This window comes from Nakamurella panacisegetis, assembly GCF_900104535.1.
Taxonomy (GTDB): domain Bacteria; phylum Actinomycetota; class Actinomycetes; order Mycobacteriales; family Nakamurellaceae; genus Nakamurella; species Nakamurella panacisegetis.
This window is the reverse complement of sequence record NZ_LT629710.1, coordinates 146,668-161,086: the sequence shown is the minus strand read 5'-3', so window position 1 is coordinate 161,086 and position 14,419 is coordinate 146,668. Positions and strand designations below refer to the sequence as shown.

The 14,419-nt window shown below is 66.6% G+C and carries 14 protein-coding genes; 4 read left to right on the top strand and 10 right to left on the bottom strand.

Going from position 1 to position 14,419, the window contains the following annotated elements:
- Positions 1-4: 4 nt before the first annotated feature.
- The 10 genes from BLS97_RS00730 to BLS97_RS00685 all read right to left on the bottom strand — a co-directional run bounded on the left by BLS97_RS00730 (position 5) and on the right by BLS97_RS00685 (position 8,675).
- Positions 5-889: a type II secretion system F family protein gene (locus tag BLS97_RS00730; protein ID WP_090474105.1), complete on the bottom strand. Its 885-nt coding sequence runs from the start codon at positions 887-889 to the stop codon at positions 5-7.
- Between the two features lie 46 nt (positions 890-935).
- Positions 936-1,868, bottom strand: coding sequence for a type II secretion system F family protein (locus tag BLS97_RS00725; RefSeq protein ID WP_197676338.1), 933 nt, complete (start codon positions 1,866-1,868; stop codon positions 936-938).
- Positions 1,865-3,283 (bottom strand): CpaF family protein, encoded by a 1,419-nt coding sequence (locus BLS97_RS00720; protein ID WP_090474104.1) that lies wholly within the window; start codon positions 3,281-3,283, stop codon positions 1,865-1,867. The genes BLS97_RS00725 and BLS97_RS00720 overlap by 4 nt, the downstream gene beginning before the upstream one ends.
- Complete coding sequence (locus tag BLS97_RS00715) at positions 3,280-4,509, bottom strand: AAA family ATPase (RefSeq protein WP_090474103.1); 1,230 nt, start codon at positions 4,507-4,509, stop codon at positions 3,280-3,282. Before BLS97_RS00715 ends, BLS97_RS00720 begins: the two co-directional genes overlap by 4 nt.
- Positions 4,506-5,333 (bottom strand): CpaB family protein, encoded by an 828-nt coding sequence (locus BLS97_RS00710; RefSeq protein WP_090474102.1) that lies wholly within the window; start codon positions 5,331-5,333, stop codon positions 4,506-4,508. The genes BLS97_RS00715 and BLS97_RS00710 overlap by 4 nt, the downstream gene beginning before the upstream one ends.
- Positions 5,334-5,343: 10 nt before the next feature.
- A complete protein-coding gene (locus tag BLS97_RS00705; RefSeq protein ID WP_090474101.1) occupies positions 5,344-6,237 on the bottom strand; it encodes a pilus assembly protein TadG-related protein in 894 nt (297 codons plus the stop codon).
- Positions 6,225-6,614: a TadE/TadG family type IV pilus assembly protein gene (locus tag BLS97_RS00700; RefSeq protein WP_090474100.1), complete on the bottom strand. Its 390-nt coding sequence runs from the start codon at positions 6,612-6,614 to the stop codon at positions 6,225-6,227. Before BLS97_RS00700 ends, BLS97_RS00705 begins: the two co-directional genes overlap by 13 nt.
- Before the next feature lie 102 nt (positions 6,615-6,716).
- Positions 6,717-6,911, bottom strand: a complete 195-nt coding sequence (locus BLS97_RS00695; protein WP_090474099.1) for a Flp family type IVb pilin — start codon at positions 6,909-6,911, stop codon at positions 6,717-6,719.
- Between the two features lie 201 nt (positions 6,912-7,112).
- The gene (locus tag BLS97_RS00690) at positions 7,113-7,772 is read right to left on the bottom strand and encodes a prepilin peptidase (RefSeq protein ID WP_090474098.1); all 660 of its coding nucleotides are present in this window, start codon (positions 7,770-7,772) and stop codon (positions 7,113-7,115) included.
- A 249-nt stretch (positions 7,773-8,021) separates the two neighbouring features.
- The gene (locus tag BLS97_RS00685) at positions 8,022-8,675 is read right to left on the bottom strand and encodes a ThuA domain-containing protein (RefSeq protein WP_090474097.1); all 654 of its coding nucleotides are present in this window, start codon (positions 8,673-8,675) and stop codon (positions 8,022-8,024) included.
- A gap of 176 nt (positions 8,676-8,851) precedes the next feature.
- On the opposite strand from BLS97_RS00685, the gene BLS97_RS00680 reads away from it, so the two are divergent.
- From BLS97_RS00680 to BLS97_RS00665, 4 genes are all read left to right on the top strand, one after another.
- On the top strand, positions 8,852-9,910 hold the full coding sequence (locus tag BLS97_RS00680) for a LacI family DNA-binding transcriptional regulator (protein ID WP_090474096.1): 1,059 nt from the start codon (positions 8,852-8,854) through the stop codon (positions 9,908-9,910).
- A 581-nt stretch (positions 9,911-10,491) separates the two neighbouring features.
- Positions 10,492-11,976: a sugar ABC transporter ATP-binding protein gene (locus BLS97_RS00675; protein ID WP_090480933.1), complete on the top strand. Its 1,485-nt coding sequence runs from the start codon at positions 10,492-10,494 to the stop codon at positions 11,974-11,976.
- Positions 11,973-13,007 (top strand): ABC transporter permease, encoded by a 1,035-nt coding sequence (locus tag BLS97_RS00670; RefSeq protein WP_090474095.1) that lies wholly within the window; start codon positions 11,973-11,975, stop codon positions 13,005-13,007. The genes BLS97_RS00675 and BLS97_RS00670 overlap by 4 nt, the downstream gene beginning before the upstream one ends.
- A 103-nt stretch (positions 13,008-13,110) precedes the next feature.
- A complete protein-coding gene (locus BLS97_RS00665; RefSeq protein ID WP_090474094.1) occupies positions 13,111-14,265 on the top strand; it encodes a substrate-binding domain-containing protein in 1,155 nt (384 codons plus the stop codon).
- Positions 14,266-14,419 lie beyond the last annotated feature (154 nt).

Below are 14,419 nucleotides of genomic sequence, written 5' to 3'. Positions count from 1 at the left end.
TGGCCTATTTGAAGTTCTTGGCCATCTCGATCGCGACCGGCCCGAGCAACACGATGAACAGAGCCGGAAGAATGCACAACATCAGCGGAAAGATGACCTTGACCGGGATCTTCATCGCCTTCTCCTCGGCGGCCTGACGTCGTTTCATTCGCATCTCGTGCGCCTGGGTCCGCAGCACGCCGGCGATGGCGATGCCGTAGAGGTCCGCCTGGATCACCGCCCGGAGGAAGCGCCGGAGGTCCGGAACGCTCGTCCGGTTGGCCAACGCGAGGTAGGCCTCCCGGCGGGACTGCCCGAGCTGCATGTCCTGGAGCGTGCGAATGAGTTCCTCGGCCAAGGGGCCGCGGCCGTTCTTGGCCGCTCGCAGCATGGCGCCTTCGAAGCCAAGGCCGGCTTCGACCGCAATGGTCATCTGATCCAGGGTGTCGGCGAGTTCCAGCCCCATCGCCGCCTGCCGCTCCTGGCCGCGGCTGTACAGCAGCAGGTCCGGCAGGAAGTGGGCCACCACCGTCACCAGCACTGCGAGCAGGTAGCGTCCGGTCGAGGGGCCGGCCTCCACGAACAGGGCGCTGAGGGCGGCGCCCACCGCCGGAAGGATCAGCCTCGCGCCCATCAGCCGGCCGAGGGTCCAGGCCGGGGGACGGCCGGCGAGGGCGGACAGTCGTTCCAGCCGGGCGACCGCCTTGCCGCCGGTGAGGTGCCGGGCCAGTCCACCGGACGGGTTGCGCCTCGGGGTCGAGCCCGCCGCTCCGTCCGCCGGGCGCAGGCCACCGATCGCATTGGCCAGTACCTCTTCCCGGGCCGGATCGGCCGGCGTCAGGACGACCCAGCTGGCGATGCCGACACCGAGGGCGAACGTGAGCGCTGCGGCCAGCACGATGGGGGCCATGGTGAACCTCCTCCAGGGATGAGTGGGAGTCGTGGACGTCGGAAGATCAGAACCGGAAGGAGACGACCTTGCGGAGCCACAGGGCGCCCACCACCACCAGAATCACGGCGGCGCTGATCAAGCCCCAGCCCAGGACCGATCCGGTCAGCTTGGACAGGTAGCCCGGATTGGTCATCATGAGAAAGCCCGAGACACCGATCGGCAACAGGATCAGCACGATCCCGGACAGGCGCCCCTCAGCACTCAGCGCCTTCACCTGTCGCCGGATCTGATTGCGCTCCCGGATGGTGTGGCCGACGGTATCCAGAACCTCGGCCAGGTCACCGCCCACCTCCCGGTGGATCGCGATGGCCTGCGCCACCCAACTGAAGTCGTCGCTGCGCATACGGTCCGCGGTGTCCTCCAGCGAATCACCCAATTCGCGGCCGACGCGTGTCTCGTTGAGAATTCGGCTGAATTCGATCGACGTGGGCTCTTCCGCTTCCCGGGACACCGCGTCGACCGCGCGGAGCAGGCTGTGCCCGGCCCGGAGGCTGCCGGCGAGCAACTGCAGGGAGTCATCCAGCTGGTCGGCGAAGGCGGCCCGGCGGCGGCCGGCCAGATACCCCAAGCCCACTTTGGCCACGACGGGTACGACCAGCGCGAGCAGGACACAACCGGCCCCCAACCCGAGGACGAGCCCGGCAACGACCGCTACCAGCATCCCGACCATCAGCAGCATCACAAAGTCGCCTGGCTGGACGTTCTTGCCGGCGCTGTCCAAGGCGGCCTTGACCTTGACCTGCCAACCCGAACGCCTCAGGCCCCCATCGACGGCCGCGATCAGACGTGCGCTCGGCTTGGCCAACGGACTGGGCCGATCGACGGCCCCCGGCTGGGTGCGGCGGTCTGGTGAGATCCGAGGCCCGCCGGACCAGACCGCGGCGACGGCGGCGGCCAGGCTCAGGTACATCAGGACGAGCCCGGCGTAGGAGATCACCGGGACCGCCCGGACGGCACCCCGAACACGCTGGGCGACAGCGTGATGCCGAGGTCGCGGAAGCGGTCGGTGAACCGGGGGCGGACACCCGTCGGGATAGCGCGACCGATGAAGCGGCCGGAGCTGTCCATTCCGGCCGAGTAGTCGAACACGAATGCGTCCTGCAGCGTCACCACTTCGCCCTCCATGCCCTGGACCTCGGTCACGTGGGTGACTCGACGGGAACCGTCACGCAGCCGGCTCAGCTGGACGAACACGTTGACCGCCGAAGCGATCTGCTCGCGGATGGCCCGCAGCGGCAGGTCCATCCCGGCCATCAGGACCAGGGTCTCCAGCCGGGAGAGGGCGTCGCGCGGCGTGTTGGCGTGCACGGTGGACAGGGAGCCGTCGTGACCGGTGTTCATGGCCTGCAACATGTCCAGGCTCTCGCCGCCACGGCACTCACCGACCACGATCCGGTCGGGGCGCATTCGCAGGGAGTTGCGGACCAGGTCCCGGATGGTGACCGCACCCTTGCCCTCGATGTTCGGCGGGCGGGATTCCAGCCGCACCACGTGCTCCTGCTGCAGCTGTAGTTCGACCGCGTCCTCGATGGTGACGATGCGCTCGCCCTCGGGGATGAACGACGACAACACGTTGAGCAGAGTGGTCTTACCGGTGCCGGTGCCACCGGAGACGATGATGTTCAACCGGGCGGCGACACAGGCCTGCAGCAACTCCGCCATTTCCGGCGACAGCGTGCCGAAGGCCACGAGATCCTCGACCTGGTAGGGATCCTTGGCGAACTTCCGAATGGTCAGCGAGGATCCGCTGAAGGCCAGTGGCGGAATGACCGCGTTGACCCGCGATCCGTCGGCCAGCCGGGCGTCCACCATCGGGGATGACTCGTCGATCCGGCGGCCCACCCGCGACACGATCCGCTCGATCACCCGTCGCAGATGCTCTTCCGAGCCGAACCGCGCCGTGGTGCGGAACAGCTTGCCGTTGCGCTCCACGAAGATCATCTCCGGGCCGTTCACCATCACCTCGGTGACCGACGGATCGTCCAGCAGTCGCTGCAGTGGCCCGTATCCGAGAACGTCGTCACTGACCTCCCGCAGCAACCTCTGCCGCTCGTCCGGGGTGAGCGGAACCGACTCCTTCTCCACGACGTGGCCCAGTTCCTCCCGCACCAGCGCATGGAGTTGGTCCTCGGCGAGCGTGACGTCGTTGAGCCGGGCGCCCATTCTCTCGAACAGGGCCTTGCTCGCGCGTTCCTTGAGCTTGCCGAGAGCGTCGACGGGCGGTGCCACGGCCGCCTCGGGAGTAGGGCGCCGGACGGCCGGTGTGGTCGCCGTCCCGGTTGTCCGCGCGGTGCGACTGGGCGGGGCCGTTGGCCCAACGCGCACCGCCTGCAAACGATCCGACAGGTTCATCGCGCCATCGCCCGGTGTCGCGGAGCCCGGCCGGCGGCCTTCTTCAGTTGTGGTTGGAAGAGTGCGACCAGTTGTTGGAGGTTCTTCGTCACTGCATCCCGGGTGCGGCTCTGCAACAGCGGCACGCCGCGATTGGTCGAGAGCGGAACGGCTTTCGAGCGAGGGATCACCAGATCCACGCCCCGGCCGATCACGGCTTCCACGTCCTTGACGGTCAGACCACTGTGGCGGTCGGCGAAGTTGCAGAGCACATGCTGGGTCATCCCGTCCAAGGAGAGTTCGTGCAGGATGCTCAGTTCCTTGTGCAGGCCGCGGATGCTCGGCACGTCCATCCCGCAGACCAGGACCGCGTCGCTGGCGCGATCGAGCACCGCGAGGGTGTGCTCGGTCAAGCCGGGGGCGGTGTCGATCACCACGTACCGGAACTCCTGCGCCAGCAGGTCGATGAGGCGCCCGACGTCCTCGCCGGTGATCACGTCGCACTCGGCCGGCGTCTGCGGGGCACACAGCGAGTACAGCCCGGTCGAATGCGGGGTCAGAAAGGTCTTGAGCGCCATGGCGTCCAGGTCCTTCGCGGCCACGGCCTGCGCGATACCCTGCTCCGGCGCCAGCTGCAGAGCCGTTGCGATGTCACCGAACTGCAGATCCAGGTCGACGATCACCGTCTGGTGCGGGGCCAGGGCGGCCAGGCCGACCGCGAGATTGCTGGCCACCGTGGTCTTGCCACAGCCACCCTTCGGCGAGACGACGGGGATGACGCGTCCGCGAGATCCGCCGGGGCCGGTGGTCAGCGCGGCATGCCGCTGCGCCGCGGCCGCCGACGCGGCGCGATCCAGGACCAGGCGCAGATCGGAAACCTCGGCGTCGGCAGCGATCACGTCGCGGATACCGGCCTGCATGGCCAGCAACCACTCGTCGGGGCCGACGCCGTTCGCCAGCACCACGCTGGTCGGGAGGTGACGTTGGTCGATGTGCGCGGCGATGTTCAACGCGGCCGCCATCGGGATGTCGGGACCGATGACGACGACGTCCGGCGGCTCGCCGACGCCCAGGCTCACCATCAGCCGCGCGGCATCGATGACGACCGGATCACCGGCCCGGCGGTGACCATCGGGTTGGCCGGCCGCGCCGCCCGGGTCCATCGACTCCACCGAATCGGCACCGATGGCCAACCGCACCCGCCGCTCGAATTCCGCCGACGTCGTCATGACCACGGTGCGCTTCATTTGGTGTAGACCTTCGTTCCGTCGACGATCTCGGTTCCGCTCTCGTCAGCGGTCAGCGGCTCGTAGGACAGCCAGATCGATCCGTGTTCGGCACCGAAGACGATCTTCTCCGCGATGTGGGCCGTTGTCGCCAGGGTGACCAGCACATTGGCGGTCGGGTCGGGGCCGGATGGGGTGGCGGCCGACGTCGCCGGCCCGGACGCGACGACTGATGGTGCGGTCGCAACGGCCGGGGTGGCGGTGGAGGAAGTGGTCGGACCGGCGGTGGCGCTGGCCGCCGCAGGTGGTGCGGTCTGCGCCTCGACCCGGGTGACCAGGACCTTCTGCGCGGTCAGATGGGTGCGAGCCGCAGGGATGTTCTTTTCGCCCAACGAGATGAACACCCCGACGGTGTCGCCGGCCGCGAGATGGCCGCCGAGCACCTGCTCGGGTCGCAGCAGGATGGTGATCTGCTGGAACGCGGGCGGGATCTTGACCGCCGTCGACGACGACATCACGACCAGCGGTGGCCCGAACTTGCTGATCAGCAATTGTTCTCCGGGAACGAGCGGTACGAGCGCCACCTGCTGGGCGAGCTGCGTCAGGTCGGTGACCGTGTTCGGTAGCACGGCGGCCGCTGGGATCGCTTTGAGGGCAGCCAGTTTGGCAAACGCGGTGGCCGGAGTGCCGGCGGGTATCGGACTGGTGGCGACCCAGACGCTCGTCATGGCCGGTGCGGCCGGCGCCGCCGCCGCGTTCTTGTGCGCGTAGCTCAGCAGGACGACCGTTCCGACGACGGCCAACAGAACCGCTGCCACCGCGGCGATCATCCGGCTCTTGATCATGACGCCTCTCTCATGCGGTCAACCGGACGACCCGCGCGCCGAGGTCGGGCGCGCCGGAACCATAGGTGAAGGCGTCGGACGGCGCGACGAACTTGGTGAAGTAGCCCTTGATCCAATTGGTGTTGCCCTGGAACGAGAAGTCGGTGAGCGTGAAGGCCGCGTAGCTGTACACCTGGTACCACGCGCCGCTACCGGTGCCCCCGTAGTGGTCGAAGATGGGCAGCAGAACGGTCTGGCCCTTCAGCACGGTGAAGAATGAGTCGCTGCAGGGTGACGAGGATCCAGGGTCCGACCACAGCACGTTGGACACGGACGAGGTCACCGTGCAGTTGCTCCCGTTGTCCACCTTGAGCCAGCCGAATCCGCCCGGAACGACATTTCCGGACGGTCCGGTACAGGTCGTTGACCCGTCCAGTTTCGAGAATTTCAGCGGGGTGCTGGTGGTGGTGGGCAAGCCGCCGCCGGTCTGGGCCAGGAACGAGCACCAGGAGAACGCGATGGGCAGCACGGTCCGGCCGCCGGTCGCCGAACCCCAGGATGCCGCGCTGGTGGCGCTCACGGCGGTGTTGGCGATTCCCACGACCGGAGCGAAGACGAACGGTGTGACCGCCGACGCCGTGACGGTGACCGTATTCCCGTTGACGACCGCAGTGGCGGTGGCCGCCCCAGTGCTGACGTTCGCCGTGGCCAGAGTACTTGCGGTGGAAGCGATGTTCCCACAGCTACCCGCCCCGCACGCTTGAGCGATGGCCAGGGCGGCGGCATCGGCGGCGTTCTGCAACTGGCGCCGCTGGAGGTAGGCCGACCCGGTGTCCATGACGAGAGCCGCGAACATGAGCACCGGCACCATCAGTAGTGCGGTCATCACCGCCACCGCGCCGTGGTCGTCGTTCAACCGCCGCATCGCATGACACCAACCGCAATCAGGTTGTGCCCCTTCATGATCGAACTGAACATTCCGCTGACCGAGGTCATCGGGTAGGTCACGGTCACGGTCACCGTTGTCCCGGCGGCACAGGCGGCAGGCGAGATGGCAATCTGGGCGTCGGTCAGTGACGGAGAAAGCTGTTGTGTCGCACTGCGAACGGCTGTGCGGGCGGCCACCGGATCGTTCTTCACCGCCATGACGCGAACCCCCTCGCGGGCGGCGGCGGTCAGCGAGAGATCTTTGCTGTAGGCCGACCCGAAATCCACGATGCCGAAGAGAATCAGGAACAGCGGAACCATCACGAGGGCGAATTCCACTGCCGTCGCGCCTCTGTCGGATCCGATGCGTCGCATTCTCTCCACCTCATTGCCAGATGCGGAAACCGGGGGTGAGACGAACGCGGTGAAGACGTCACCGCGTTCGACAACCCCGTTTGATCCTGGCCTGGACTCTCGTTAGATCGAGCTGGTGATGCTAGTGAACAGGGTGGTCAGCTTGCCGCCCAGCGCGGTGACGGCGACGATGATGACCACCGCGATCAGGCCGACGAGCAGTCCGTATTCCACTGCCGTGGCGCCACGATCCTCCTTGCTGAAGCGATCCTTCAGGTCGGCACCGAACACGTAAAGGGTGACGAAGAGCGCGTTCATACCAAACTCCTTGCGAGGGATGAGTGTCGAATTCAAATCGACAGACGCCGGGATCGGGCGATACCGAGAACTTTAAGCGCCCTGCCTCGTCTGGCCTAGTCCCTGAGAGGATGGACGAAATTCCGGCACCACTACGCACAGTGGCTGCTCGCTGCCAGATTGTGATCGTGGGCCGCCCGAGGGAGTGGAGCCGTGGCCTGATCAGTCGGAATCGAGTAACACAGCAACGATCGCCGCGCCCAGCATCGACGGCCCGAACGGCACCAGTGTGCGGCGGTCGGCCCGGTGGATGGCCAACAGCACCAAGGCGATGACCGCCCCGAGGACGAACGAACCGAAGGCGCCGTATACAAGTGTCCGCACGCCTCGGTAGGCGAGGAGAGCTCCGATCACCCCGGCCAGCTTCACGTCACCCATGCCGATGCCGGCCGGAGATACCAGGGCCATGATCAAGAAAAGCAGAAACAGCGCCGCACCGCCGACGAAAGCGCGCCGGAGCGGCGGCAGCGTGCCGTCACCCAAGGCCCCGCCGCTGAGCAGTACCAGGCTCGCGATCGCGGACCAGCCGACAATTGCGTTCGGCAGGCGTTGATACCGCAAGTCGATCACCGCGAGCAGCACTGCCATATAGCAGAAGTAGAGGTAGGCCGGCAGAGCCCAGGAAAGCCCGATGCGTGCCGTCACCGCGCCGAACAGTGCGCCCACGGTCAGAGCCAGCCACAGCCGTCGGCCGGGCTGCGGGAGTCCCGACCGCTCATCGGTCGTGACCGGCGTCCCGGACAGCCGCGTGGCCACGGCGTTCAGGCCGAGGCCGACGCCGATCCCGCCGATCGTCATGGCCACAGTCAGGGCGATCAGCATGCTTTCCTGCCTCGGGTCCGATGGGTGATCGGGGACGGTGCCAATAGAACCGCGGGCGCCGGCTGAAGGTCCACAAATGCTCGCCGTGACCGTGTGCTCGGTCGGCGGGAGCCTCGCCTCACCCTACGGCCCGGCGGCGTCAGGACGGGTTTGAGAATGAGATCGGCACGCGGTCGGTGACCTGAGGGCAGGACGGTCACTGCGGGCCCGGAGTGGCACCGGGTTCGCCCGCCCGGAGCCGGCCGATGCTCAGCGGCTGGCCCACACCATCCCGCGCTCCACCACGGTGCGGACGTCTGGCATCTCGAAGTCCGGTTCGTGGTGACCGATGGTGGTGACGAACACCCGCCCGGCCCCCCACTGGCGGGTCCAGATCGCGGGGCAGGTGACCGGGCGTCGCCAGCGCGTGTTTTCTCCGACTGGCAGTGTCGTCGTGGCGAGGACGTCGTTGTACTCGTCGGTCAGCACCCAGTACTGCTCGGAGTTCAGTCTGATGGTCGAGAGGCCCTCGACGATCGGATGGTCGGGTTGGGTGATCACCACCTCGTGGTCGACGAAGTTGCCGGGATGGGCGACGAACTGACCACCGACCATCTGCAGGTAATGGGTGGAATTGCGAAATGAATCGGCGATGCCGCCGTGCCATCCGGCGAAACCGGTGCCGGCCGACACGGCGCGGATCAATCCGGTGAGCGCCGGACGGTCGATCTCGTCCAACGTCCAGCACTGGACGATAAGGTCGAGTCCCGTCATGGCCTCGGGGTCTGCGTAGACCTGCAGCGACTCGCTGACGGTCACCTCGAACTCCGAACGTTCGAGGAACGGAATGATGAGGTCCGTCATCTCGGTAGGCCGATGGCCGGGCCAGCCACCGCGGACGATCAGGGCTCGACGTCGAGTCATGGCGCCATTTTCACATGCGCCATGCCGCGGTCTCCATTCGGGTGTCGGCCATCCGGCTGCCTTTGCGCAAACCGGGGCCGGCTGTGCGTATGACGTCCGGCCATGTCAGCACCCTCTCCGGGGCCGTAGAGCCCGGAGGTTTGCGCAAAGGCGCACGAGATCGGATGATCGGGCCCATGAGCTCGAAGATCCGCCGTCGCCCACCAGGTGCGCCGACGCTGTCGGCCATTGCCGAAGCGGCCGGAGTCGCGCTGCCCACGGTTTCCAAGGTGCTCAACGGCCGCAGCGACGTCTCGGACTCGACCCGGCTGCGGGTCACTCAGATGCTCCGACAGGGAGGGTACGAACTCGACGACGATGTCGACGGAAGATCCGATCATCCTCAGGACGCTGCCGGCGGGCTGGTGGACTTGGTCGCTCCGGGTATCGAGGGGTCGTGGGCCACCTCGATGCTCGCCGGGGTCGAGGAAGTGGTCTCGCGCGCCGGCCGGGACGTCGTGGTCACCCTGGCGCGGGAGACCGGGCCAGGCGAGGCCAGTTGGGCCGATCGGTTGGTCGCACGTGGCTGTCGTGGCGCGGTGCTCGCTCTGGTCACCCCGACACGAGCACAGCGACGCCTCCTCGCCGCGGCCAACGTGGAGCTCGTCATGCTGGATCCCGGCGCCGAGCCGGTGACCGACCTGGCGACCGTCGGCGCGACCAACTGGTCCGGTGGATACTCGGCCACCGAATATCTGGTCTCCCTGGGACACAGGCGAATCGGCATCATCGGCGGTCTTCCGATTCATCTCTACAGCAAGGCGCGACTCGACGGTTACCGATCCGCCCTGAGCGCGGCCGGCATCGCCTGGAATCCGGATCTCGTGCGGGAAGCCGACTGGACCCGGGCCGGCGCCTTCGACGCCGCGACGGATCTACTCGCCCAAGCCCAGCCGCCGACGGCAATCTTCGCCTGCTCCGACCGAATGGCTCTTGGCGTCTACGAAGCGGCCGCGTCGGTGGGTCTGTCCATTCCGGGTCAACTGTCGGTGGTCGGATTCGACGACCTGCCGGAGGCGCGATGGCTGAGTCCGGCCTTGACGACGGTGCGGCAGCCGGTGCGTGAAATGGGACGAACCGCGGCGACGATGCTCCTGCGTCTGCTCAACGGAGAGGAACTGGAGACCCAGCGGCTGGAGTTGGCCACGGTTCTGATGCCGCGCGCCAGCGCCACCCCACCCGATCTCGGACAGTAGCCATCGTCGGCGGTCCGGCCCGACTTGCGCAATGTCTGGCCGGCCGGCCGACTCCCGCCGCGGGATGAACGAGCCCGCGGGCGCAGGCTCCGGGCTCGCCCGACCGGAACGGACCGGGTTCTGACGATCGTGGGGTCCCATCCATCGGTGGGGCGCGTGGCCTCGAGCCGCACGCAGATCACCCGTCGAGATTCGTGGCAATCAGCTTGACCAGCCAATACAGTGCGCTCTGCATGGCCTGATCAATGGTTGCGGGCGGCATCGGTCCTGAAGTCGAGCTCGGTCCGAATCGAAGATGCTCCGTTGGTGACGTCCGGTCGAACCCGGAGGTGTGCAGCGGACATCGGTGCGAAGGAGAATGCGACTCCATTGCCCCGAATGGATGAATGCGAAAGGTTTCGAGGGAAGGCATTGACGGGCGACCGACGACCATTAATGATTGTTTAACAAGTGGACGAGACGAGGTTGCAATGACGCCACCCGGCGATGAACCCCCCCTGCCGACGCGGCCGAGATCGAAGGACCTGTCGTCCGATGACGATCGGTCGGTTCCGGATCAGGCCGATGAACCGCTGTTGATCATGACGGGCATCGTCAAGTCCTTCGCCGGGGTCAGGGCGCTCGACGGCGTCGACCTAGAGGTGCTGCCGGGCGAGGTGCATTGCCTTCTTGGCCAGAACGGGGCCGGCAAATCGACCTTGATCAAGGTGATGGCCGGGGTGCACCGGCCGGACGAAGGGACGATGATCTGGCGCGGAGAGCGGGTCAGCTTCAACAGCCCGGCCGCGGCGGTCAAGCTCGGCGTTGCCACGATGTACCAGGAATTGGATCTGGTCGACGGTCTTTCCGTGGCCGAGAACATCTTCCTGGGTCACGAGCACTCCATAGCAGGCTTTACCCGGCGGGCCGCCGCCGCGGCCGACGCCCGTCAGATGCTGGTACGACTCGGACATCCCGAGGTCGATCCGCACGCCGAGGTCCGCACCCTGTCGATGGCTCAGAAACAGGTCGTGTCCATGGCTCGTGCCCTTTCGCACGACGTGCGAATGATGATCATGGACGAGCCGTCGGCCGTGCTGGATCCGGAGGAGGTCGAGAGCCTGTTCCGGCTGGTGGGTGATCTCCGGCGTGAAGGCGTTGCGGTGGTGTACATCTCTCATCGCCTCGAGGAGATCCAGCGCATCGGCGACCGCATGACGGTCCTGAAGGACGGTCGGGCGGTCGCGGTGAATCTGGCCGCCCGGGAAACGTCGACGCAGGAGGTGATCCGCCTGATGACCGGTCGATCGATCGAGTACGTCTTCCCCGGTCGGCCCGGTGTTCGGAAGGATGCTCCGGTCGTGCTGGATGTCGACGATCTGAGCCGTACCGGCGAATTCCACGGCATCTCGTTCAATGTGCTCGCCGGTGAGATCGTGGGAATCGCCGGCCTGGTCGGTGCGGGACGGAGCGAGGTGATCGAGACCGTCTACGGCGCGAGGAGGTCCGAGACCGGGACGATCACCGTCGACGATCGTCCGGTACCACGCGGATCAGTTCCGGCAGCCGTTGCCGCGGGGATGGGTCTGTGCCCTGAAGAGCGCAAGGCACAAGGACTTCTGCTGGGCGAACCGGTCTCGGTGAATATCACGGTCGCCTCCATGCGGCGCTTCGCGAACATCAGTTTTCTCCGTCGCCGAGCGGAACGTCGGGCTGCGGTCGAGCAGATCCGGGCCTTGGACATCCGACCAGCGGATCCGGACAAACCGATTCGGATGCTGTCCGGAGGCAATCAACAAAAGGCGGTCCTGGCGCGCTGGCTGGAGCGGGGCTGCCGGGTGTTGTTGCTGGACGAGCCCACGCGAGGTGTCGACGTCGGGGCACGCGCGGACATCTACGCGGTCATTCGCCGTCTGGCCGACTCCGGCGTCGCCGTGGTCGTGGTCTCCAGCGAGGTCGAAGAAGTGTTGGGGCTCGCCGATCGCGTGCTGGTCATGGCCGACGGACGGATCGTGCACTCCGGCCCAGCCGCGGAGATCGACGAACACACCGTCTTGGACCTGGTCATGAAGGGACACGCAGCATGAGCGTCACCACTGATAGGCAGGAGGCGAACGGCATCGGTTCGCCGCCGCCGGTGAAAGGCACGAGGCGACGTCGGTCGGTCATGGCGTCCCCGGTCGCCCGGCATCTGGGCCTGGTCGCGGCGCTGGTGGTGCTGTGTGTCATCGGGCTGGTCACGGCCGGCGACCGCTTCGGCACCGAATCGAACATCCGCACCGTGTTGACGCTCTCGGTGGTCATCGGCGTCCTGTCCGTCGGGATGACCTTCGTGATCATCGGCGGCGGCATCGACCTGTCCGTCGGATCGCTCGTCGCGCTGGCGTCCGTGTGGTCGACTACCCAAGCCACGCAGAGCATGTCGGGGTCCTCATGGTGGCTCATCGCCGTGACGTCGATGTTGGTGGGCACCGTCTGCGGCGTGGTCAACGGGGTGTTCGTCGCGTTCGGTCCCATCGTTCCGTTCATCATGACCTTGGCGACGATGGCGGCCGCCAAAGGATTGGCCGAGGTGATCTCCGCGAAGAAGACGCAGGTCATCAAGGACCCGGCGTTCAAGGACTTCTTCAACTCGTCCGTGCTGGGCGTTCCCGTGCAGGTGCTGGTGTTCCTGGTCGTCGCCGTGATCGGCTGGATCGTCCTGAACCGCACCACGTTCGGGCGCCGAACCTACGCGGTCGGGGGAAATCCGGAGGCAGCCCGGTTGGCGGGACTCGGGGTGCGCACCCACACCGTCGCGCTCTACGCCCTGATGGGACTGTGCTGCGGCATCGCCGCCATCATCATCTCCGCTCGTACCAACTCCGGCTCGTCCAACCTCGGCAGCGGCTACGAGCTAGATGCCATCGCTGCCGTCGTCATCGGCGGGACTCTGCTGACCGGCGGCCGCGGAACCATCATGGGTACGGTGCTGGGCGTCCTGATCTTCACGACGTTGAACAACGTGTTCACCCTGAACAATCTGGACACGTCGACCCAGCAGGTGGCCAAGGGGGCCATCATCGTCGTCGCCGTCCTACTCCAACAGCGCCTGGCTCGCTCTCAGCTGAGGGCCTAGCACCTCCGGCGGCTCCCGACCAGGACCCGCCATCCATTTCCACATCAGCTCACCGAACCGACCATCCGGGCCGGTCCATGTCGCACGCCCATGAGGAGTATCGATGTCCGAAACTGACCAACCACCAGGCATCGCCGCACCGGCGGACGTCGGGCAATCGCCTGCCGCGGGCGTTCCCCGCCGTTCGTTCCTGTTCGGCGGCTTCGCCTTCGGAGCGTCCGCGTTCCTGGCTGCCTGCACGTCCAACAGCGTCGGGGGAACCTCCGCCGGCGCCAGCAGTCCCGCCGGTTCGACGACCGCGTCGAGTGCCGTCATCAGTAGCTCGGCCAGTAGCTCAGCCGCGACAAATCCTGGAGGAAAAATGGTCAAGATCGGCTTCTCGGCACCGGCGGCCGATCACGGCTGGATGGCGGCCATCACCGACCACGCGAAGAAGACGGTGGCGAAGTTCCCGGACATCCAGGCGAACTTCGTGGAAGGGACGAACGACGTCAACCAGCAGATCTCCCAGGTGGAGACACTCATCAACGCCAAGGTCGACGCGATCGTGCTGCTGCCGTTCGACGGCGCGCAGATGACCGATGTCGCGAAGAAGGCCACCGATGCCGGTATCGAGGTGGTCAACGTCGATCGGGTGTTCTCCTCGCCGTTCGCCTACCGCACCTATATCGGCGGCGACAACTACGGCATGGGGGTTTCGGCCGGCAACTACATCGGACAGCGACTCAAGGACGCGAAGATCAGCAATCCGGTGATCGCCGAGATCCAGGGTATTGCCAGCCTGCCCCTGACCGTCGATCGGTCCAAGGGATTCTCCGACGCGCTCAAGTCCTTCGGCTTCAAGGTGTCCAACCAGGTCGCGGCCGAGTTCACGGCCGACTCCGGTGAGTCGACCACCGCCAACCTGTTGCAGGCCGCGCCGAAGATCGATGCGATCTGGAATCACGACGACGATCAGGGCGTCGGGGTGCTGGCGGCCATCGAGAGTGCCGGACGCAAGGAATTCTTCATGGTCGGCGGCGCCGGTTCGGCGAACGTCATGCGGGCGATCAAGGCCGACAACAGCGTTCTGAAGGCCACGGTCGTCTACCCGTCGACCCAGGCTTCGTCCGGCATCGAGCTGGCTCGGTTGCTGGTTCTGGAGAAGGGACTTGGCGACCTGCAGGAGATCGAGGTGCCGAAGAGCTTCACCCTGTTCTCCGCCGTGGTCAGCAAGGAGAACGTCGACAAGTACCTCCCGTCGGCCTTCGAGTCCTGATCGGTCGGCCGGGCCGACCCGCACCCAGGCAAGACCCGATCTTCGACCGAACCGGCCGAAGATGCTCAGTGGGGCCGTCTTTCGAGCAATGACCTGACGGTCCGAATCGCAATATCCACCCACATCCCTCCACGCGGCTGCGCGCGACCGGAGC